We start from the raw sequence: 21,945 nt of genomic DNA, 5'->3' as shown, positions 1-21,945 counted from the left end.
TGTAGAGGTGATGAAAATGGAAGAAATTGTAAACCCTACAAAATTTAGGCAAAACTTATTTGACGTACTAAAGCACGTAAACGACTCTCACAAAGAGGTCAAAATTATTGGCAGTAATCCTAATACAAACGCAGTGCTTATTTCACTAGATGATTGGAACGCAATTCAAGAAACGCTTTATCTTGAGCGAACAGGAACGATGAGTTTTGTTCGTGAGCGTGAGAACGATAATAGTGAGCTGATTGAAATTGACAATATTGACAATTTAGATTGGAATAACTTGGAGGAAGAATTATAAAGTTAAATTAAAAAGCAAGTTAAGAAAGACTTGATGAGACTTAAGTCTAGTCATGTGTAGAAATTTATAAGACTTTAGAAAATAATCCGTATGAGCATAGCCAAAGTTTTGAAAAATTATTTCCAAAAGAACAAGAATTCTATTCAAGAAGAATAAATATTATACACCGAGTAGTCTATAAAATAGATGAAGAAAACAAACTAGTGATTATTTATTCAGCTTGGACGCACTATGCTTTAGAATAATACAACCTTACCTTATTGCCAGACATAGTTCTGGCTTTTTTGTTTTCTTTTATCATCGTGATAAAAAATTATAAAATGTAATAAAAGAAAGCTTTTTCATTGGTTAAAGTATAAAAAGAATAGGAATTTCTTAAGGGTATTGCTATAATAATCTTGAGAATATTTTTTAGGAGATGAGATAATGAAGAAGGAGAATCGAGGCAACTTTTGGTTGAGATGTCTTCTTAGTTTATTAGTAATAGTGGGGAGTGCTATTACTTTATTAATAACGAATCAAGTAGAAGCTCAGACAGGAGTAACCAAAACAGCCGTATTCAATGTAACCGATGCCAATGGACAGCCTGCATCGGGAGTGAGTTATACGATTCAAGACATTTCAACTGATCCATTTGGATTGCCAATAGAAGGACAGAATTTTGCTCAAGAATATGTGACGGATGCAAATGGTCAGATTCAGGAAAACCTGCCAGTAGGCAAATATGTGATTCGATTAACGGACTCGAATCAGTATTCGAGTCCAACCGAAATTCAATTTTCTGTAACAGAAACGAGTCAAGACCCTTTGACTTTTGACCTACAGTTTTATAAAACATTAACCGTATTCAATGTAACCGATATTAATACTGGACAGCCCGTACCGGGAGTGAGTTACACGATAAAAGATGTTTATAACGATCCGAGTGGTTGGAATAGGGAAGGCGATAAATTTTCTCAAGAATTCGTGACGGATGCTAGTGGGCAAATTAAGGCAAGCCTGCCAGAGGGCAAGTACACTATTAAATTAACGAACGCGGATCAGTTTTCGCTTCCAAGCAACCTTCAGTTTTATGTAACAGCAACGAATAATGATAATAATACTTTTGATTTGCAGGTTTCTAAAACATTAGAGGTGACCGTTCAGCTAGCAGAACTCTCTTTTCAACAAATAAATCCAACCTTGATTAAACAAATTACCGATGTGACTTTAAGTGAAATCATCATAGATGAAACCACCGGAAATCAAACCCCCGGTCCAAGTCAGACCTTTACGACGGATGCAAATGGGCAGGTAAAAGTTACGTTAGAAGCAGGTAAAGTATATAACCTAGTTAATAAGCAATTAGACGGTTACCAACCACCAACTGGGATGATTCTAGATACTCGCCGGCCAGTGCCTACCCAGATAGATCTAATGAACTTGAAAGCTTCAGGAGATTCGAGTAACGGTCAACCAGTTCCCTTTAAAATTGTTAAAACGGATCAAGATACGGGCCAACCTATAGGGTGGAGTTCTCTGTCTATACGATTAATCCGCCCACTCCGGATAGCCAGCCTGAAGTAGTCGGTATGTACTTTGTATATAAATTAGGAACATTTACGACGGATGCCAATGGTGAAATTAATTTTGATGCATCGACTGTGCAATTGTATGACAGTCCGGCTAATTATATTTTTGCCGAGACGCGTTCTCTTGATGGTTATTTTTCTAATCAGTCAGTCTATACGAACTACAGTGACCCAGTCTTAAGGGTTACTAACAAAAAAATTCCAACCGATTTTCAGTTTAGTTTGTTCAAAAAGGATGGATCTAATGGACAGCCTTTAGCCGGAGCGCAAATAACCGTATATAAAGAAGTCACCTCTGATTCTGAGCCAATCTACTTTAGCCAAAACAATAAAAATTATACCGTTTTGGACTACTATACTTCCGAGGCCGATGGAAACTTTAATCTACCTAACCTAGATCCAACGTTATCTTATTACTATCAAGAAAACTTGGCTCCAGATGGATATAGTGAAATCTGGGGTGCTCAGCCTCTGGATCTTGCTGCGGGAAGCCAGGAAATCCTCAACTATCCGCTGAATTACCTTCCAATAGAGGTTAGTTTTAAGGCTTTATCTAATAATTTAGCATTGCCTCCTTCCATGACCGGTCTCGTTGGACGTTTTGAAATTTTTGATGAGGCTGGAGTCAGCATGGGACAATTTGATATTAAATCCAACGGAAATTATTCCAGTCCTAAGTTGCCCCAAGGAACTTACACCATTAAACAAGTAGGGACTATCGATGGTTTCCAACCGAGTCCGGTTATAACCGTGAATACAGCAGAGACTAATTTTGTAACTCTATATAATACTCAAGATCCAATGGATGTTACCATTAATAAAACCGATTCAAAAACTAACCAAGTTCTTGAAGGAGCTCGCTTTGCGATTTATCAATCCGCAACCCTTGTAGGGGGTGTGGGACCAATGGCAGCCATAACAGCTGGTCCAATGGCTGCTCCTCAACCGGTGGTAGCAGCAGATTATTATAACTACGGTGGAATGGTATGGACCAAAGTTGGAGAATATACAACCGATCAAATGGGGCAAATTATGACCAAGCTGCCAACGGTTGCGCCTGGAACCAACTCATTTAATTATTATGCCTATAACTATATTGTTGTTGAAATAGAAGCGCCCAAAAATTATAAGATAGATAATAAAGTAACGCCAATTGTTCCAGGTCCTTCAGCAATGGTAGATATTACTAATACACCACTAACGAGGGACATTTCTGTTGTGAAAAATTGGGTTGGCCCTAAAGCACCTAATACTACCATTGAATTATTAGCTAATGGGACCCTTGTTGAAGGTAAAACCTTAACCTTGAATGACACTAATAAGTGGTTAGACTCTTTTAATGATATACCGATAAATGATGCTTCAGGTAATCAGATTACCTATACTATTCGAGAAAAAGGAACAACCAATAATAATGAAGTGACCCTGAATAATATTGTCTATCAAGTGGCCATTACAGGTGATATGGATAAAGGCTTTACAGTCACCAATACCAATGAAGAAACAGTGGACATTCCAGTTACCAAGAAATGGCAAGTTCCTGCCGGAGATTCTCTACCAGCCACAGCAGATATTCAATTGGCTAAGATTTTACCGGATGGAACCGAGCAGATGGTTGATGGTAAAATCTTAACTCTTGATCAAGCGGGTAACTGGCAAGGCAAGTTTAGTGGCTTGCCGAAGTACAACGACGATGGTAGTCTTATCAAATATACGGTCCATGAAGTCCCAATTACAGGGTATAATTCAACCGTTTCGGGAAACAGCACAGATGGTTTTGAAGTTATCAATACTAAAGAAGGCAAGGTAAGTATTGGCGTATCGAAAGAATGGATTGGGCCAAAAGCAAGTGAAGTAACAGTTAGTCTATATGCTGATGGGCAGCTAGTTAGTGGACAATCATTGACATTAAATGACGCCAATAATTGGGCCGATAGTTTTGTAGATTTGCCGCAGTATTCTAACGGTACAAGTGAAATCGTGTATACAGTTAAAGAAAATCAAGTGACGGGTGTTAGTCCAGCTGATTATCAAACAGAAGTGACCGGTTCGGTTACGGATGGATTTGTAATTACGAATAAAAATATCGAGACGATTCAAATTCCAGTCAACAAGGTATGGGTTGACGGTCAAGGCAATTCGGCCACTGTTGAATTGTGGGCAAATGGTCAAAAGCAACAAGAATTGATTTTGGATGCAAGTAAATCTTGGCAAGATCGTTTCGCTAATTTACCAAAATATGATGATTTGGGAAATTTAATTGACTATAGTATTAAGGAAGTTCCAATTGCAGGTTATACCACTCAAATTAGTGGGGATAGTGCGACAGGTTACACGGTCACCAATACCAAAATTCAACCAGTCAGTCTGCCAGTTGATGTAGATAAAGTATTAACTGGTCGGGTAACCCCGTTACAAGCTGGAGAATTTACCTTTGAATTACTGGATTCGACAGGTAAAGTGATTCAGACGGCTACTAATGATGGCAATGGGGAGATTGGCTTTGCTGATTTAACCTTTGACCAAGCGGGTACATATACTTACACAATTCGTGAAGTTGCTGGTGATTCTAGCGCAACGCATATTGAATATGATCCTTTAGTGGTTAATTTGGAGGTTAATGTCGAAGAAGTAGACGGAGCGTACGTGGCTACTCCAATTTATAATGGGATTACGCTATTTAAAAATATCTATAAAGCACAACCCGTTTCAGTTAGTCTATCAAGCATTAAAACACTGAATGGACGACCTCTTGCTGATCAAGAGTTTAGCTTTGACTTGATTGATGGTTCTGGAACGACTATTCAAACAGTAGGTAACAGTAGTGATGGTCGTATATCTTTTGCTCCAATCATTTATTCTGAAGCCGGAACCTATCAGTATCAAATAAGAGAGAACATACCGGCAACTCCAAAACAAGGGATAACTTATGATCAGACACCAGTCAATGTAACAGTGCAAGTAACGGATGTTAATGGTGTCTTACAATCGAAGGTTACAACGGATAAAGACGCTGGATTTGTGAATGAGTATACTCCGGAATCGACCACCACAACAGAAACAACAAGCACAACAGAGTCTTCGACGACAACGGAAACTATGACGACGTCTGAGTCTTCGACAACATCGGAAGCAACAACGACGACTGAAGCTTCGACAACATCGGAAGCAACAACGATGACTGAGACTTCGACAACATCGGAAGCAACTACCACGACTGAGTCAACGACAACAACCGAATCAACAACGACGACTGAAGCTTCAACTACGTCGGAAGCAACAACGACGACTGAGTCAACGACAACAAGCGAACCGACAACGACGACTGAAACTCCAACAACAGAAACAACTACCACGACTGAAGCTTCAACAACAACAGCAACAACGACCACGTCTGAAGCTTCAACGACAACGGAAACCATGACGACGTCTGAGTCTTCGACAACATCAGAAGTAAAAACAGAGACAAGGACGACCGAAGCTTCTACTACGGGGGAACCTGCTACGACCCAAGAAGTGGTAACTCCTGAGGTTCCAGCGGTTTATGATGTGGCGATACTGAAATCTGATGCTAAAACAAACCAAGCATTAGCAGGGGCCAAATTTGATTTATATCAAGTTAAGAAGACACTTGATACAGATAGTATTAGGTTGGTATTGAAAGATCAGACTGACAACTCAAGCCTCGGTAGCCTTAAGGTTGACCTACAAAAAGATGGTCAAACCATTGAGGGCATCACGCTTTCGAGTCAAAAACCGACCGTTTATTCCTTACCTAAGGATGGAGCGGGAACTTATCGACTAAGTTTTGAGGCTCCAACGGGTATTAAACTGGTGGTAAGTAAGGATGACCAAGGTCTTGTTGTGACAGCTTATTCACAACAAACGAGTACGACAAATCAGGCTAATAATCAGCAGATTCAAGAATTGCAAGCTCAAATTGCCCAATTAAAAGCTGATTTACCTGCTCAAGAAACAAGTAATCGAGTTGTAGGAACAACCGAAGTGGTTATTCAAGATGCCGTCCTTGATGAGGCAGGAAATCAAATTAGTCCGGCCGTGACATCTATTTCTGAAATAACAGAAGTGGGAACTCAAGATTCAACGCAAAGACAGAAACTTCTATCTGAAATAGCTCAGCTTGAAGCCCAATTAGTTAGCTTGCAAGCACAAACTAATTCAGAAGTGGGTGCGACACAAGCGGGAGTAATTGAAAATGAAGTAACGTTCTCGGTTGCCGAAACGGAAGAGGAAATGAAGTTAGATTCATTCACAACAGATGGCAAAGGGGCCATTGCTTTAATCGAATTGGCAAAAGGGGATTATTACGTTATTGAAACGAAGGCTCCTCAAGGGTACATAGGCGATCTCACTAAGAAATATTTCTTCAGTCTGCCTGAGGATAAAGGAAAGATTCTTAAGGTAACCAACCAAGCAGAGGATGGTCCTACTAGTCAAGAGTCAACAACTTCATCTTCTGAAACAAGTCAAGAGTCTCCTATGACCTCTGGAGAGAATTCACAAGATAACTCAACCACTCAACAACAGCCAAGCGGTAAAGGTGGATCTTCAGGAGGCTCAGCTTCAGCTGGCGGTGGGGTCTCAAGTCCTAGCGCAGGTTCACTACCTAAAACAGGTGAATTCAGTCAATTTATGGACCTCATCCTAGCAAGTATTTTAGCAATTAGTGGTCTAGCTATCTTATGTCATGATAAGTTAGCTAAATCATAGATAACCTCAAAACAGGAGCTTCTTTAAAAAGCTCCTGTTTTTGACTTTCGGCTTATTTAGTTTATGGGTTGATGAATAACTTTAGGGGATTCTAAGCAAATAATTTACATTTATTACTACTTTAGTTATACTTGAAGTGAAGATAATGACAGATGACAGAGGAGGAAATCAGATGCTGTTAGCGCCTGGATTAAAAGCTATGCCCGCGGTGATTTTCGCTCTTCAAGCCTTGTTTGTCGCTTCTTCAAATGCTCAGCTTGTCTTCGCTTTACTAGCGGATAGTGATGTTGACCTTCCAACACAATTAACGGGCTTTGATATCTAGGGATATCGAGGCTCTTTTTTTGTAGCATTGCTAGACTCTGGATTTGCGATGAATTTAAAGGAGGAATTCAATGAACTTATTTGGTAATTCACGGACTCTCTTTTCCTTTGAATACAGTTGTTATTTGGTCTTTGATAGTGAGATTAAGGATGCTGGCCTTTTAGTTACATTTGATCATCGTTCACAACCTCCCGATGAAATCTGCTAAAGAAAGGTAGGAATTAGAAAGGGGGAGTTAACATGATGAGAAGAAATGTTACGAAAGGGTACGGTGATCCAATGCTGAAATATGCTGTATCTCGCTATTAGGCGTAACCTAATACAATTAATCTGAGCTCATACTATTTACATAAGATGATTTTTGAGAACCTCGGTAGAAGCCGAGGTTTTTTATCGTCAAACAAGTTGAAATGTTTGAAATAAATGGACAAGGCATTGCTTTTCCTCAACTATCAGCCTAAAATGGTACTGTTGGCATTTTATCAAGTCAGTTTTAAAGGATTAGGTGAATGAATGACAAATGAGGTGCTAGAAAGAAAATTGGGTCTCAGTAAATTTAAGCTTAGGGGTCTAATCAATCGAGATCCCCACAGTAGCGAATTATTAAGCTTGGTTACCGAGTCTGTTGAGTCTTTCGATTGGGATGCCGTCTACGATGCAGTATGGGTTCATGTCTATTCTTTGGAAGAGATGCGACAAACCTTATACGACTTATGGGAGCACGGGACGATCGGTAAAGGGGGAGTTTGTTTCTTAGTTTACCCTAAATTAAAGAACCCCTATTATCCAAGAATCCATCGGGATGAGATATTTCCGACTTTGGGGGTTGAAGACGCTTTAGGCTATCTGCCCGATACTCACTTTAAGTTTAATAAGATGATTTCCTTAAATGATGTCTTTACGATTATTGGCATCAAACACGTGGAACCAGATCGTCAAGCAAAGCGCAGGCAAGCTAGTTCGGGACGAGTGGGTGATTATCTTCATTTTATACCTGAACTCATTGAGCTCTTAGAGCGTGAAGATCCTGTCTTAAGCCAAGCTTTTGTTGAACTGACACCCGGTCGTCAACGCCAATGGGCGAGACATATTTATAGTGCCAAGACAGAAACGACCAAGATAAAACGACAAACTGAGCTGAAACAGGCTCTGAAAAATGAATAAATGAGGTGCAAAATGTTTGAATTTGACCAATTAGCCGATCGGCGAACAGACCATTCTCGTAAATGGGATCGTAAATTTGTTGAAGCAATCTATGGGCCACTACCCGAAGATTATATTTCGATGTGGATTGCTGACCTTGATTTTCAAGTGGCGCCTGTGATTCAAGACTGCCTTCAAGAGATTGTGGCTAAGAAAACCTTAGGTTATGTCTATACTTATGACGAGTTCTATCAAGCCATTCAATATTGGCAAAAAGATAAATTAGGTCTGGATATTGACCGTGAACATATTCTCTTGGACTATAGCGTTGCGATTTCTTTATACCATGCGGTCCGTGCTTTTTGCCAAGCTGATGACTGTATTATGATTCAAAATCCTGTTTATAATCCGTTTCGAATGGCAGCGCAAGAGAATGATATTCGTGCAATTGAAGTAGATTTATTGTTGGATCAAGATGGACGCTATCAAATGGACTTTGCAACAATTGAAGCGCAAATGATTCAACACCAGCCTAAGCTTTTTATTCTATGTTCGCCTCATAATCCTGGTGGACGCATCTGGTCAAAAGAAGAGATAACACGCTTAGCTCAGTTGTGTTTAGACCATGGCGTTATTTTAGTGGCAGATGAAGTTCATTCAGACCATATTTATCAAGGTGAATTCTTCTCAACTTTAGCTTTAGATGAAGCTTATCGTCAAAATCTAGTCTGGTTTAACTCTGCTAATAAGGGCTTTAATTTTGCTGGCCTTAAGACAAGTTATGCCATCATTCCTAATGACCAATTGCGAGCTCAGTATCAAAAATTGATGTAGCTGAACATATTGTTGAACCTAACTTATTTGGTATTGCGGTTCTTTGCGCAGCTTATTCACCAGCAGGAAAAGAATGGCTCCAAGAATGCTATGCTTATATTTGTGAAAACTATGAATGGGTAAAAGCATTTTGTCAAAAAGAATTGACATCACTTCGCTTGATGGAGATGGAGTCTTCCTATCTGATTTGGGTGGATGTGTCAGCTACTGGCTTGACGGATGAAGAATTTACCCAACGATTAGCACAAGAAGCGGGCGTATTAGTCCAAGCGGGAACCTGTTTTGGTTCGGCTGGTGCGGGCTATGTTCGGATAAACTTAGGAACTTCGCGGGCGCGAGTTCAAGAGGCTTTCCACCGCATTAAAGATTGGCTTAATGCCTTATAAGGAGGAACTATTTTGAGTAAATTACCTGCAGCAATTGGACCTTACGCTACCCATCGGCTAGTAAATGGTCTATTATTCACGTCAGGACAAATTCCCTTAAATCCTGAAACAGGGGACTTAGTAGGTCCTACTATTGAGGAACAAACCCAACAAGTTCTTGCAAATTTAAAGGCTGTTCTTGCATTGGAAGGTTTGGACTTTAGCTCAGTTATCAAAACAACAGTCTTGTTGACAGATATGGCTGATTTTGCTCAAGTGAATGCCGTTTATGCAGAGCATTTTAGTCAACCCTATCCTGCTCGCACCTGTTATCAAGTGGTTAAATTGTCCAAGGATGCCAAGATTGAGATTGAATTAATCGCGCAAGTAAATTAAGTCAAAGCAAAATCCGATCGGGAAAAGTCAATACAAAGAGGTCGCCAAATTTTGGCGGCCTCTTTGTATATTGAAAAAACTTTGCTACCCTTTTATTTTTCGCAAATAAAAAAGCGACCCCCAAACAAGTTAGGAATCGCAGTATATAAATATGAATGGGCTGTGGGGGGCTCGAACCCTCGACCCACTGATTAAGAGTCAGTTGCTCTGCCAACTGAGCTAACAGCCCGATTTGTTAACAAAAGATACTATACGCCTATTCATATATCTTGTCAATATTTCAAATGAAAATCCTCAGTTAAAAAATTTTATTTTTATATCCATTAGTATTTAATATAGCAATCGTATATACTAACATTACAGAGACCCGATGATAGATAAAGGGGACCAATATATTAACAAAAGTAGGCGATAATATGTTAGAAAATAAGAAGATTGGCTTTTTTATTACCGGTGGGATCGCAGCTTATAAGATGGCTGAACTCGCACGAATGCTTATTCGTCGGGGTGCCCAAGTCAGAGTGGTAATGACCCAACATGCTCAAGAATTTATTACGCCTTTGACTTTTCAAGTCTTGACCAAGCATCCTGTCTTGATTGATACATTTGATGAATCGACGCCGGCTTGCGTCCAACATGTAGCTATGGCTGATTGGTGTGATTTGGCCTTGGTGTGTCCAGCTACGGCTAATATTTTGGCCAAGATGGCCCACGGCATAGCTGATGATGTAGTGTCAACTTGCCTATTAGCGACAAGTTGTCCTCGCCTGATTGTTCCGGCCATGAATGTCAATATGTACGGCAATGTAGCAACTCAACGAAATATTGAACAACTGCGCCAAGATGGCTATGAAGTGATGGAGCCTGATGAAGGCTTTCTGGCTGAAGGCTATGAAGGCAAGGGGCGCTTGCCAGAATTAGAAGCCATTGTTGAGATGGTCGAAATGGTGCTTGCTCAGGCTGAATTCCCTCAAGTTTTAGCTGGCAAACGCGTGGTTATTACAGCAGGCGGAACCCGAGAACGGATTGATCCTGTTCGATATATTACCAATGATTCGTCAGGAAAAATGGGCTATGCCTTAGCGCAAACAGCGGCTTGGTTGGGGGCCCAAGTTGATTTGATTTCAACTACCCATCAATTAGCTGAGCCAGCGAATTGTCAGATGCATTTTGTGGAAAGTGCACAGGAAATGGCGGACACTATAAAAGACTGTTTCAGTCATGCGGACATTGCGGTGATGGCAGCAGCTGTCAGTGATTATCGGGTGGCTAATCAAGCGGATCAAAAAATCAAGAAGCAAGTAGGGCAATTAGGTTTGATCTTAGAGCTCGTTGAAAATCCTGATATTTTGGCTTACTTGGGCAAAAATAAAAAGCGTCATCAAACAGTGATTGGTTTTGCGGCTGAAACATCTAATCTGCTAGAATATGCTCATGATAAGTTGACCCGTAAAAATGCGGATTGGATCGTCGCTAATGATGTTTCCCAAAAGGGGTCTGGTTTTAATAGTGATACTAACCAAGTCACTTTGATATCGCGAATGGGGCAAGACTATCCTTTACCACAGATGAGCAAGCAACAGACTGCCTTATCTATTTGGCAAATTATTATGACGCAAGTGTAAGCAGAGCGCGACGAGGAGGAAAGACAGAATTGGTCTTAAAAGTACATAGTTTATACAGCGGTTATCGACAAGTTCCTATTATTAAAAATGCCCAATTTGAAATTAAAGCTGGCGAAATCGTGGGCTTAATTGGTTTAAACGGGGCAGGAAAATCGACTTTGCTCAAGACCATTTTAGGGTTGTTGACCCCTATGCAAGGGCATATCAGTCTAGGGGATATCACGATTCGCCAAGATCATCAGGCTTATGCGCGTCAAATTGCTTATATACCTGAAACACCTATTCTTTATGATGAACTGACCTTGAAAGAGCATATCGAGATGACAGCTTTAGGTTATGGCTTAAGTGAAGAAGAGGCGATGAAACGTGCTCAACCTCTTTTAAGTTTATTTCGCTTAGACCAGCACTTAAATTGGTTTCCGGCGTATTTTTCTAAAGGAATGAAACAAAAGGTCATGGTGATTTGTGCTTTAATTACCGATGCCAAGTTGTTGGTTATTGATGAGCCTTTCTTAGGCTTAGATCCCTTAGCAATTAAACACTTCGCTGATTTATTAGAGCAAAGGGCAGCTCAAGGGACGGCGATTATCTTGACCACCCATATTTTAAGTATCGCTGATCAACTGTGTGACCGCTTTTTATTCTTAAGTCAGGGACAGATTGTGGCCCAAGGGGATAAAACGTCCTTGCAAACACATTATCATAAACCAACAGCGACTTTAGATGACCTGTATTTAGCCTTGGTGGCAGGTGATGCAAATGAATCGTAATTTGCAATCCATCTGGCAGCAACGCTTTCAGCATTTTTCTCGAGAAGTGGGTAAGTACAGTCGCTATATTTTCAATGATCATTTTTCGGTTATTTTGCTAGTTATGTTAGGCTTTGCCGCTTTTTATTATCGGAATCAATTAGAGCTTTTACAAACGTTCCCTAAAGCAAGTCTACATGATCCCATCTTACTTGGTATGGCTCTGTGGTTAGGTCTTGTTTTTCAAATGGGGCGGCCCGTTTGGTTTACCAAAGCAACGGATAAAAGTTATTTATTTCCTTTAGGGCATGAGTGGCGTATGTTTTGGTTAAAGGGCCTCGGCTTAGGCCTTGTCTTACCCTTAATAGCGCTAGTTGGTGCCGTCTTTCTGGTATATCCCTTTGTAAGACTGATCTCCCACTGGTCTTTAAACCAAATGTGGGCATTAGTTATCTTATCTTGGCTACTCAAATTGACTAGTTTTTTCTTGATTTATCTCGACCAATTTAATGTCGTTCCTTTAAAGGGTCTCTTGAATCGGACTTGGTTTCATAGTGTGGTCTATATGGCCTTACTCTTGGTTGTCTTCTTTGTTAAATCCCCTTGGGATTTTACTCTTGTGTTGGTCTGCCTGGGCATAATTGCCGGTGGATTGCTGTGGCTTTATCATTTAAGTAAGCATGGTCAAATGCAATTTGACCAGGTGGTGGAGTTAGAAACACACCGTCAAGCTCAGGTTTATAAATGGGTGGCTGTTTTCACCGATGTTCCTAATCGTCCTAAAACTTTGCGCAATATCCGTTTGTTCGATGGTTTGATTCAAGTCTTGCGCCCCCTAATGAGGGATCGATTTAGTTTCCTTTACATAAGAATGTTATGCCGAAATTCGGCTTATTCAGGTGTTTGGTTGAAAGTGATCTTGTTTATCGGTCTACTATTAGCCTTGTCTCCGCAAATTTGGCTCCAAGCTGGTCTAGGTTTAATCGGATATGGCTTGACCTTAATTCAACTCTTACCATTGATGAATGCTTACGATCATCATCCTTTGCAACAAATTTTGCCAAAAGAAACAAAGCAACAGTTAAGAGCTTTTCAAAAAACGGTGGCCATCATTTTGGCCATCCAAACCTGTGTAGATAGTCTTATCCTTCTGCTTTGTCATCCAATAAGTGGGGCTACTTTGATTGTCATTCTGGGTTGGTTTGTCGCAGTTGTTGTCATGGTAGGGATTTATCTGCCTTTTTGGGGACATAAGCAACCGGAATTATATTAAGCTTGGCAGAAGTGTAGAATGATAAATAATGCGGATCAGCTTTGTAACAGAAAGCTGATCCGTTTTTACTTGCGAACGATAAAAGTTTAAAAAGGAATTGTTTTTTAGTCGGTGGGTCAATCGGTCGATTATCGTGAGCATATTGTTTGACAAAAATGTTCCATACACATTCTTTAGCTTCTGGTCTGAGATTGTCGGGACAATTCTTGTGAAAAATCGTTAATCTTATGAATGGACTATGAAACAATTCCCCATGGCCACTAGTTTGGTCCCTATATATATGGTAAATTATATCCAGTAACACAATATCTTGTGTATTTAAATGTGGTTTCGCTTGGAAACTAGATTTAAATGCACAATTTTTGTGCCATGAAGGAGGAAAAAAGATGGAAGTCATGTCATCACAACGCGCGCGAATGCCTTATCAATTACAACGTCTTTTGGTGGTTAAACGCGACGGTCGCCAGGTCCCATTTGATAATCAAAAGATTTATCAAGCAGTGGCTAAGGCTGTTCAAGAAGTCGAGGGTCAGGTAACACCTGAACGAGCTGAGCAAATTGAACAGTTATTGTTTGCTGTTGAAGAAGAAATCTTGGGACGTTTCCATACCGATATCAAGATTTATGAGATTCAATCAATTGTCGAGCACCAATTGCTCGAAGAAAATATGGGCGAGATAGCCAAAGCTTATATTCATTATCGGACCCAACGGGATATTGAACGGGCCAATGCCACCAATATCAATTACCGGATTCAGGATTTGATGATGAAGGAAGCGACCATTGTTAATGAAAATGCTAATAAGGATTCGCGTGTGTTTAATACACAGCGGGATTTAACGGCAGGAATCGTCGCAAAATCGATTGGTTTGAAAATGATGCCGCCGCATGTAGCCAACGCGCATCAAAAAGGACAAATCCATTATCACGATTTGGACTATCATCCCTATGCTCCCATGTCAAATTGCTGCCTAATTGACTTTAAGTCCATGTTTGAACAAGGCTTTAAAATCGGAAATGCGGATGTTGAATCACCAAAATCCATCCAAACAGCTACGGCACAAATGGCCCAAATTATTGCCAATGTTGCAAGTAGCCAGTACGGCGGCTGTAGTGCCAATCGGATTGATGAAGTATTGGCTCCATATGGTGAATTAAATCGCCGCAAGCATCAAAAGATGGCAGACCAATGGATTGAAGACCCAGCTAAGCGCGAGGCTTTTGTTATTGAACGGACCAAGAAAGATATCTATGATGCCATGCAAAGTTTGGAGTATGAGATTAATACCCTATATACCTCTCAGGGACAAACCCCCTTTACCACTTTAGGCTTCGGACTGGGAACTTCTTGGATTGAACAAGAGATTCAAAAAGCGATCTTAAATGTTCGGATCCAAGGTTTGGGCCAAGAGCATCGGACAGCTATCTTCCCTAAATTAGTCTTCACCTTGAAAGACGGGGTTAATTTACATCCAACTGACCCCAACTATGCGATTAAACAATTAGCCTTAGAATGCGCGACTAAGCGGATGTATCCAGATGTGCTTATGTACGATAAAATTGTCGAATTAACCGGTAGTTTTAAAGTGCCGATGGGATGTCGCTCCTTCCTACAAGGTTGGCGTGATGAAAACGGCCAAGAAGTCAACGATGGACGGATGAATTTGGGTGTGGTTACCTTGAACTTGCCTCGGATTGCGATTGAAGCTAACGGTAATCAAGAGACTTTCTGGAAAATACTAGATTCACGCTTGGATATTTGTGAGGACGCTTTGGTTTACCGTGTTGAGCGGGTCAAAGAAGCAAGTCCAGAAAATGCACCTATCCTGTATAAATATGGCGCTTGGGGAATCCGCTTGAATAGTGAAGATTCAGTTGATAAATGTTTCCGTAATAAACGGGCAACGGTGTCCTTAGGATATATTGGTCTATATGAAGTCGCGGCTGCGTTCTATGGCCCCGAATGGGAAACGAATCCGGAAGCTAAGAACTTCACTTTAGCGATTATGAAACGCTTGAAACAGCGGGCAGACCAAATGGGCGACCAATATGGTTATCACTTTAGTGTTTACTCGACTCCTTCGGAAAGTTTGACCGATCGATTTTGCCGAATTGACCGCCAAGCCTTTGGTTTGGTTGCCAATGTCAACGACAAGGATTATTACACTAATTCCTTCCATTACGATGTCCGTAAGAAACCGACTCCATTTGAAAAGATTGATTTTGAAAAAGACTATCCAGCCTATTGTTCGGGTGGCTTTATCCATTATTGTGAATACCCTAATTTACGTCAAAATCCAAAGGCTTTGGAAGCGGTATGGGATTATGCCTATAGCCGAATTGGTTATCTTGGGACGAATACACCCATTGACCATTGCTATGAATGCGGCTTTGAGGGTGACTTCTTGCCAACAGAACGGGGCTTTGAATGTCCACAATGCCATAATAATGACCCTAAAACCTGTGATGTGGTCAAGCGAACCTGCGGCTATTTAGGCAATCCACAATTGCGGCCGATGGTACGCGGACGTCATAAGGAGATTTCTTCTCGAGTGAAACATATTGATGATGCGGGTCGTTTTTTAGCACAGGTGGATGCGGATGAATAATCCACGTCCCCAAGAATGGCTAGCCAAGGATTGGAGCCGAGGCAAGATTGCGGATTACAAACCTTATAATTTTGTCGATGGACAAGGTGTCCGCTGCAGCTTATATGTAAGTGGGTGTCTGTTTGCCTGTGAAGGCTGTTATAACAAAATCATCCAAAATTTTAATTATGGGCAAGTCTATACTCAGGAATTACAAGAGCAGATTTTACAAGATTTAGCTGCCGATTATTGCCAAGGTTTAACCCTATTAGGTGGAGAACCCTTTCTCAATACGCCTACCTTAATTCCTCTCTGCCAAGAAGTTCGCCAACGTTTTGGTCATGACAAAGATATATGGGCTTGGACCGGTTATACTTGGGAAGAGATGATGCAAGAGTCTGATGACAAGTTGACCTTACTATCACTAGTCGATGTCTTAGTTGATGGACGCTTCATCAAAGAGCAGATGGATTTGACTTTGCGTTTTAGAGGGTCTGCTAATCAGCGTATTATTGATGTGCCAGCCAGCCTTGCGCAAAAACAAGTTGTTCTTTGGTCAGATGCTTTTACAGAATAATTCGTCGTGCTTATCTACGTAGAGATACGTAAGTAAGCACTTTTTTTATGCCATTTACTAGAAATTTGGCGAACAAAGGGCTAGAATGATGGAGTATGGCTCATATGAGCTCAACAAGCTAGTTTGAGAGGAGAAAGAAGCAATGGAAGATGCATTATTGTTTAAACTTACTGAACTTAATGGAATTGCCGGTAATGAGGGGCAAATTCGTCAAGCTTTCAAGGAAGAGACTAAGGAATGGGCAGATGATTATCTAGAAGATGGTTTAGGATCTATCTTTGCTCACCACGTGGGTAATGAATCAGGACCAAGAATCATGATGGCAGCTCATATGGATGAAGTCGGCTTTATGGTTAGCCAAATCACGGATAAAGGCTTTATTAAATTTGTGCCAATTGGTGGTTGGTGGAGTCAAGTTGTCTTGGCCCAACAAGTCACGATCACTACTCGGGAGGGTAAAGAATACCGCGGTGTGACTGGCTCGAAACCTCCTCATATTCTTAGCCCAGAAGCGCGTAAGCAACCGGTTGATTTAGCCGATATGTTTATTGATCTTGGTGCTTCGTCCAAAGAACAAGTGATGGAATGGGGCATTCGTCCTGGCGATATGATTACTCCTTATATTCAAAGTCAACGCATGAATGGAACGCCGTTTTTATTAGGTAAAGCTTGGGACAATCGAATCGGTGTGGCAGTAGCCATTGAATTACTTAAAGAAGCTCATAAACAAGGACACGATACTCAACTCTTCGTTGGAGCCAATGTTCAAGAAGAAGTTGGTTTACGAGGAGCTAAGACGGCTACTTATATGATTAAACCGGATTTATCAATTGCATTGGATACGGGTATTGCTGGGGATACACCAGAAATTAAAGCTTCTGATTCTGATAGCGAATTAGGCAAGGGTCCACAAGTGATTATTTATGATGCATCAATGATTCCTCACCGTGGGTTACGTGATTTTGTCGTTAAGGTAGCTGAAGATAATCAAATCCCATTCCAATTTGCCTGGGTTAAGGGTGGCGGAACCGATGCGGGTTCTCAACACCAAGCGTTAGATGGGGTGCCATCGCTTGCGATTACAGTTCCTGTACGCTATTTACACTCACATACATCAGTGATTCACGAGGATGACTTTAAAAACACAGTGAAATTAGCGGTTGCCCTCTTAAAAGCTCTAAATCAAGAAACGGTTCAGGAAATCCGGGCTAATGCCTAGATAATATCAATAATTGAATCAATCGTAGGAAAGAACCATTTGCAGCTAACGACTAAAGTGAGTTAAGGAGAGATGAGATGTACTTTGTAGACAACCAAAATAATTATGATGCCAGTGTTAATATTGCTTTAGAAACTTATTTAGTAGAAAATCGTTTGGTCGATGAACCCATTTTATTATTCTATATTAATGATCCATCGATTATCATTGGCCGTAATCAAAATACGATAGAAGAAGTCAATCAACCTTATGTTGAGGATCATCAAATCCGTGTCGTTCGCCGCATGTCCGGTGGTGGAGCGGTCTACCATGATCGCGGCAATTTCTCTTTCTGTTTCATCAAAGACGATGATGGTTCATTCCGTGATTTTGCTTCCTTTACTCAACCTGTTATCGAAGCTCTTCATAAAATGGGTGTTGAAGGGGCTGAGTTGCAAGGGCGGAATGATTTGTTGATTGATGGCAAGAAATTTTCAGGAAATGCTATGTATGCGAAAAACGGTCGCATGACCGCTCATGGGACCATCTTATTTGATGCGGATTTAGATGAAGTCACTAACGCTTTAAAACCGCGCAAAGAAAAGATTGAATCAAAAGGGATTAAATCGGTTCGCTCGCGGGTAACTAATATCAAGCCTTACGTTGATGAACAATATAAAAATCTTTCAACTGAAGAATTTCGTGATTTACTCTTGTTAGCCATCTTTGGTGTCGAAGATCGGAGTCAAGTAAAGGAATACCGTCTTACGGATGAAGATTGGGCTGAAGTAGAAAAAATTCGTCAAGAGCGTTTTGGCAATTGGGATTGGAATTATGGACAATCGCCTGAATTTGCCATTGAAAAGAGTCAGAAGTTTCCTTTTGGTTTTGTCGACTTCCGTTTCAATGTTAAACAAGGGTTGATTGACCAAGTAAAAATTTATGGTGATTTCTTTGGCTTGGGCGAAATCGCTGATGTTGAGCAAGCACTTGTAGGTACCAAGTTCGATCGACAAGCTGTTGAACAAGTGCTCGAACAATTAGATGTATCGGCTTATTTTGGTCGCGTGACCAAAGAAGAATTGTTAACGCTAATATTTGAATAATTTAGACGTTAGATGAGAATCTGACTTATGAAAACCCTCTATTATGAGGGCTTTTCTTATATAACTGGATGATTTTTTGAGCATATTCTTACTTGTCCCTCAAGATGCTTTAATACCTACTTGCTATAATGCTTGTGGAATTAAACGAGAAGGAATGGAGGGGAAATCAATGACCAGTTTAATTAATATTATTAGCAATTTTGAAGCAGTCGAAACGATTCGTCAAAACGATTTGAATATGAAACATATTGAGCAACCTCAATTAGTCGTAAGTCGTCGTCAGTATTTAGCAGAAATGAAAGCAGCTAAAGGCCAAAAAACGCGTCAAAAATAAGCCAATTAAAATATAATATAAAAAGGATGGTCGCATTTTATGCGGCCATCCTTTTTTAGCTGTAAGTTTAATTCTTTTGCCAAGGGTATTCAGGATAAAGTTGCTGTAAAACATATAGGGATAGCGGTTGAGCTTGGCCTTGCCCTGGGAATAAGTGAATCATCATCGCAGGGTTGAAGTTGGCTTCGATGATACCATAGTCGGTAGTTGAATGAACTGCTTGTCGGTAGTCTTTAATGATGATATCGACCCCACAGAAGTTTGCCCCTAAAGCTTTAGCGGCTTCTTGTGCTAGCTTGAGGTAATCAGGGTGGACATCTTGTGTGCGATCAATTGAAACACCGCCGGTTGAAATGTTTGAATTTTCCCGCAAGAGGACTTTTTCGCCGACTTTTGGCACAGAGTCGAAGTCATAACCTTGATTGCTTAGTTGAATTTGTTCAGTGGTCCCTTTGGCTAGCTGGGTCAAAGGGGCATGATGTTTTGGACCCCGTAGAGGTTGACTTTCATTTTCTATGTCGATTAATTGACCGATAGTATGGTGACCATCGCCGATGACGTGAGCGGGCTGACGCTCTAAGACCGCTTTGACTTCTTGGTTTTGGACATAGAAGCGTAATTCCGTTCCTTCGATATATTCTTCTACGAGGACGGTTTGGTCCTCGGCTAAAGCATTATCAACGGCTTGATTAAAGAGGTCTTGGTTAGGCTTACTTTTAAAGATAGAAATTCCTAAGCCGTAATTGGTGTTCTTGGGTTTGATGACAAACCGATCGAAAGGCAATTGGTGGTAAAAAGCTTTAGCAGCTTGGGCGGAAGAAAAACTTGATCCCGAAGGGACATGTAAACCTTGGCGAGCCAATAATTCTTTGGTAGCCACTTTGTTTTCCATCAGATAATAAGAAATCAAACTGTCCAAACGAGTCATGTTGCCATTTTTGACGAATTCTTTATGACCAAGATAATCGAATTCAAGTAAATTTTCGTTAGCATCTAATACCTTCACTTGAATGCCGAGACGAATCGCTTGTTTGACTAAGTCTTGGCTAGAAATTTCAAGAGCCTCAAAACCGTGCAAGGTATAGGCTTTGGTTAGATAGCGGTCTAGGTGTTGCCGAGCCAATTCCAGTCCAGAGGTGTGCCAAGTAGCCAAATCTGGAAAATCATGGAAGACACGTTGAGCTAAAATAGGTTTTTCGCCTTTAATTTCAGCTAGCTTGTCTGCAACAAGTTTTTCCAAGTAATGGTCTGGATAGTAAATGTTATCCAAAAGTCGGGCATTGTCCCGAACCAATTCTAAAATGGCTAAGGCTTCGTCCTTGTCTTGGCAAGTATCACCTGGATGTGATTCGGCTGTGGCTAAGTGTAAGTCATTGCCGAAATCGATTGCTTGGTCGGTGCGACAGTCTTCTATATATAGGAGACTGAGAATAAATAGTTTCACAAAATCAATATCTGCTTGGCTCATTCCATAAGGTTGATAGGGATTTAGATCGAAATTACGAAATTCGATGTATTGAATACCATGAGTTAATAAACCGCGAGCAGATTTAGCCCCTCGTAAACGAACATCGCGGTAGAGTTCTTTTTCCAAAGAAAGATTGCCCTTAGCAACTTGTTGTTCAAGGCTTTCGACAAATTGAGGAAGAGATTCATAAGACACAGTAACATCAGAATGATTGCGGTACCCGTAGCGGCTCTGGCGAACGGACTTCATTGGTTGTTGATGAGGTGTGCCATAATATTGGGTTTCATATTCTGATGGAGCTAATGGGCTGGAACTTAGCAAATGGGTCAGAATCCAACGATAACGCAAGAAATTACGAGCTAAGTGCATGTAAATCTGATTGTTTGCTTCTATTGATGACGTTTTAGAATCGGAAGTAATCACTTGATCCATTATTAACGGATTAAGTTGAAGATTATAATGGATCCCCGAGATGAGCTGAACTTTTTTGCCGTAATTTTGGGCCAACTGTTCGCGATAAGCCCGCTCGCTTTCCTTTTCGAGTTGGGCAACCTTCATCGTTTCGATATCTTGGGGCAAATGAAGAGGCATAGAAAAGGGCCATAATAGTTCGCCTTGATCACTGACTGTCGACCCTACAATTTGGTGGATACTGGCCAGCCAATTTAAAACGTCGTGTGAGCTAGAACAGGGTGGAGTAATCAATTCCAGTTGAGCTTCGGCGAAATCGGTTTGAATATAAGGTTGATAGGAGCGACTGCCCCATGATTTAGAGTGTTCTTGTTGGGAAAGTTGACCACTCGGATCAAGACGCAAAGATTCCTTCTCAAGTCCGATAGTGCTTTGCCATAAAGCCGCTAAATGATCTTTATTAAATAGTTTGGTTGTTGTATTCATTATTTTCCTCCACTATTGAAAGGGTAACTTACTTATTTCTATTATATGCTAAAATTCAAATCCTAGGTTAATGATAGGTTTAAGTAGCTTTTATATTCTAAGGGAAATTGGAATAATTGCAAAGGAATATTGCTTGGATAAAATATATCAAGAAAAACAAAAAGAAAATAGGAAAAGGTGTTGACACTAGACGGTAAGCCGTGCTATATTATCTCTTGTCCTCACGAGGACGGCATTACAAGCGCTTCACAACAAGTTGAAAGAAATAAAAAATATTTCAAAAAACTTGTTGACAATAAGAAGAAGCGATGGTAATATATAGAAGTTGTCAGCGTAAGATGCGAGACAGCAACGCTCATTGAAAACTGAACAAAGACAAACACCAAGATGTGTAAGGGATCTATTCAAACGAGTAGATACAACCCGAATATAATTCGAGAACAGGAAGCAAACCTGTCAAAAAAATA

Annotated in this window: 18 protein-coding genes and 1 tRNA gene; 17 read left to right on the top strand and 2 right to left on the bottom strand. The window is 40.6% G+C overall.

All coding sequences use genetic code 11. From position 1 onward, the window contains the following. Window positions 1–16 precede the first annotated feature (16 nt). The 9 genes from EIH20_RS07305 (at window position 17) to EIH20_RS07270 (ending at window position 9,663) form a co-directional block, all read left to right on the top strand. Complete coding sequence (locus EIH20_RS07305; protein ID WP_124059248.1) at window positions 17–298, top strand: type II toxin-antitoxin system Phd/YefM family antitoxin; 282 nt, start codon at window positions 17–19, stop codon at window positions 296–298. Window positions 299–360: 62 nt separating this feature from the next. Next, a complete protein-coding gene (locus EIH20_RS07300; protein ID WP_124059317.1) occupies window positions 361–543 on the top strand; it encodes a Txe/YoeB family addiction module toxin in 183 nt (60 codons plus the stop codon). Between the two features lie 181 nt (window positions 544–724). Continuing rightward, entirely contained in the window at window positions 725–1,864 is a 1,140-nt protein-coding gene (locus EIH20_RS07295; RefSeq protein WP_124059246.1) for an MSCRAMM family protein, read from the top strand. Continuing rightward, window positions 1,807–6,600 carry a Cna B-type domain-containing protein gene (locus EIH20_RS07290; RefSeq protein WP_124059244.1) on the top strand — a complete coding sequence of 1,598 codons (4,794 nt, stop codon included), beginning with the start codon at window positions 1,807–1,809 and terminating at the stop codon, window positions 6,598–6,600. The genes EIH20_RS07295 and EIH20_RS07290 overlap by 58 nt, the downstream gene beginning before the upstream one ends. A 172-nt stretch (window positions 6,601–6,772) precedes the next feature. Continuing rightward, complete coding sequence (locus tag EIH20_RS08570) at window positions 6,773–6,925, top strand: hypothetical protein (protein WP_164470908.1); 153 nt, start codon at window positions 6,773–6,775, stop codon at window positions 6,923–6,925. Between the two features lie 513 nt (window positions 6,926–7,438). Next, entirely contained in the window at window positions 7,439–8,089 is a 651-nt protein-coding gene (locus EIH20_RS07285; protein ID WP_124059242.1) for a YdeI/OmpD-associated family protein, read from the top strand. 12 nt (window positions 8,090–8,101) lie between these two features. Further along, complete coding sequence (locus tag EIH20_RS08660; protein ID WP_164470907.1) at window positions 8,102–8,902, top strand: MalY/PatB family protein; 801 nt, start codon at window positions 8,102–8,104, stop codon at window positions 8,900–8,902. Beyond that, the gene (locus tag EIH20_RS08655; protein WP_124059238.1) at window positions 8,872–9,288 is read left to right on the top strand and encodes an aminotransferase class I/II-fold pyridoxal phosphate-dependent enzyme; all 417 of its coding nucleotides are present in this window, start codon (window positions 8,872–8,874) and stop codon (window positions 9,286–9,288) included. The genes EIH20_RS08660 and EIH20_RS08655 overlap by 31 nt, the downstream gene beginning before the upstream one ends. A gap of 12 nt (window positions 9,289–9,300) precedes the next feature. Then, complete coding sequence (locus EIH20_RS07270) at window positions 9,301–9,663, top strand: RidA family protein (RefSeq protein ID WP_241152410.1); 363 nt, start codon at window positions 9,301–9,303, stop codon at window positions 9,661–9,663. A 156-nt stretch (window positions 9,664–9,819) separates the two neighbouring features. Here EIH20_RS07270 and EIH20_RS07265 read toward each other — a convergent pair. Then, window positions 9,820–9,892, bottom strand: a tRNA-Lys gene (locus EIH20_RS07265). Between the two features lie 187 nt (window positions 9,893–10,079). On the opposite strand from EIH20_RS07265, the gene coaBC reads away from it, so the two are divergent. From coaBC to EIH20_RS08565, 8 genes are all read left to right on the top strand, one after another. Then, the gene (coaBC, locus tag EIH20_RS07260) at window positions 10,080–11,288 is read left to right on the top strand and encodes a bifunctional phosphopantothenoylcysteine decarboxylase/phosphopantothenate--cysteine ligase CoaBC (protein ID WP_124059233.1); all 1,209 of its coding nucleotides are present in this window, start codon (window positions 10,080–10,082) and stop codon (window positions 11,286–11,288) included. Window positions 11,289–11,317: 29 nt separating this feature from the next. Further along, a complete protein-coding gene (locus tag EIH20_RS07255) occupies window positions 11,318–12,058 on the top strand; it encodes an ABC transporter ATP-binding protein (protein WP_124059231.1) in 741 nt (246 codons plus the stop codon). After that, window positions 12,048–13,310: an ABC transporter permease gene (locus tag EIH20_RS07250; protein ID WP_164470906.1), complete on the top strand. Its 1,263-nt coding sequence runs from the start codon at window positions 12,048–12,050 to the stop codon at window positions 13,308–13,310. The genes EIH20_RS07255 and EIH20_RS07250 overlap by 11 nt, the downstream gene beginning before the upstream one ends. A gap of 386 nt (window positions 13,311–13,696) precedes the next feature. Then, on the top strand, window positions 13,697–15,919 hold the full coding sequence (gene nrdD, locus EIH20_RS07245) for an anaerobic ribonucleoside-triphosphate reductase (RefSeq protein ID WP_124059226.1): 2,223 nt from the start codon (window positions 13,697–13,699) through the stop codon (window positions 15,917–15,919). Next, window positions 15,912–16,475, top strand: coding sequence for an anaerobic ribonucleoside-triphosphate reductase activating protein (gene nrdG, locus EIH20_RS07240; protein ID WP_124059224.1), 564 nt, complete (start codon window positions 15,912–15,914; stop codon window positions 16,473–16,475). The genes nrdD and nrdG overlap by 8 nt, the downstream gene beginning before the upstream one ends. Before the next feature lie 142 nt (window positions 16,476–16,617). After that, complete coding sequence (locus EIH20_RS07235) at window positions 16,618–17,694, top strand: M42 family metallopeptidase (protein ID WP_124059222.1); 1,077 nt, start codon at window positions 16,618–16,620, stop codon at window positions 17,692–17,694. Window positions 17,695–17,771: 77 nt separating this feature from the next. After that, entirely contained in the window at window positions 17,772–18,779 is a 1,008-nt protein-coding gene (locus tag EIH20_RS07230; RefSeq protein WP_124059220.1) for a lipoate--protein ligase, read from the top strand. A 169-nt stretch (window positions 18,780–18,948) separates the two neighbouring features. Beyond that, entirely contained in the window at window positions 18,949–19,113 is a 165-nt protein-coding gene (locus tag EIH20_RS08565; protein WP_164470905.1) for a hypothetical protein, read from the top strand. Between the two features lie 67 nt (window positions 19,114–19,180). Here the strand turns inward: EIH20_RS08565 and gshAB are convergent, their stop codons facing one another. Next, window positions 19,181–21,478 (bottom strand): bifunctional glutamate--cysteine ligase GshA/glutathione synthetase GshB, encoded by a 2,298-nt coding sequence (gene gshAB / locus EIH20_RS07225; protein ID WP_124059218.1) that lies wholly within the window; start codon window positions 21,476–21,478, stop codon window positions 19,181–19,183. Window positions 21,479–21,945: the final 467 nt, after the last annotated feature.

This window comes from Vaginisenegalia massiliensis (genome assembly GCF_900604935.1).
Taxonomy (GTDB): Bacteria; Bacillota; Bacilli; order Lactobacillales; family Aerococcaceae; genus Vaginisenegalia; species Vaginisenegalia massiliensis.
This window is presented reverse-complemented; position numbering and strand designations above follow the sequence as displayed.

Coding starts and splice junctions, on each gene's coding strand:
- gshAB (WP_124059218.1), bottom strand. CDS start 21,478: ATGAATACAACAACCAAACTATTTAATAAAGATCATTTAGCGGCTTTA.
- EIH20_RS08660 (WP_164470907.1), top strand. CDS start 8,102: ATGTTTGAATTTGACCAATTAGCCGATCGGCGAACAGACCATTCTCGT.
- EIH20_RS08565 (WP_164470905.1), top strand. CDS start 18,949: ATGACCAGTTTAATTAATATTATTAGCAATTTTGAAGCAGTCGAAACG.
- nrdD (WP_124059226.1), top strand. CDS start 13,697: ATGGAAGTCATGTCATCACAACGCGCGCGAATGCCTTATCAATTACAA.
- nrdG (WP_124059224.1), top strand. CDS start 15,912: ATGAATAATCCACGTCCCCAAGAATGGCTAGCCAAGGATTGGAGCCGA.
- EIH20_RS07250 (WP_164470906.1), top strand. CDS start 12,048: ATGAATCGTAATTTGCAATCCATCTGGCAGCAACGCTTTCAGCATTTT.
- EIH20_RS07230 (WP_124059220.1), top strand. CDS start 17,772: ATGTACTTTGTAGACAACCAAAATAATTATGATGCCAGTGTTAATATT.
- EIH20_RS07305 (WP_124059248.1), top strand. CDS start 17: ATGGAAGAAATTGTAAACCCTACAAAATTTAGGCAAAACTTATTTGAC.
- EIH20_RS07295 (WP_124059246.1), top strand. CDS start 725: ATGAAGAAGGAGAATCGAGGCAACTTTTGGTTGAGATGTCTTCTTAGT.
- coaBC (WP_124059233.1), top strand. CDS start 10,080: ATGTTAGAAAATAAGAAGATTGGCTTTTTTATTACCGGTGGGATCGCA.
- EIH20_RS08570 (WP_164470908.1), top strand. CDS start 6,773: ATGCTGTTAGCGCCTGGATTAAAAGCTATGCCCGCGGTGATTTTCGCT.
- EIH20_RS07285 (WP_124059242.1), top strand. CDS start 7,439: ATGACAAATGAGGTGCTAGAAAGAAAATTGGGTCTCAGTAAATTTAAG.
- EIH20_RS07235 (WP_124059222.1), top strand. CDS start 16,618: ATGGAAGATGCATTATTGTTTAAACTTACTGAACTTAATGGAATTGCC.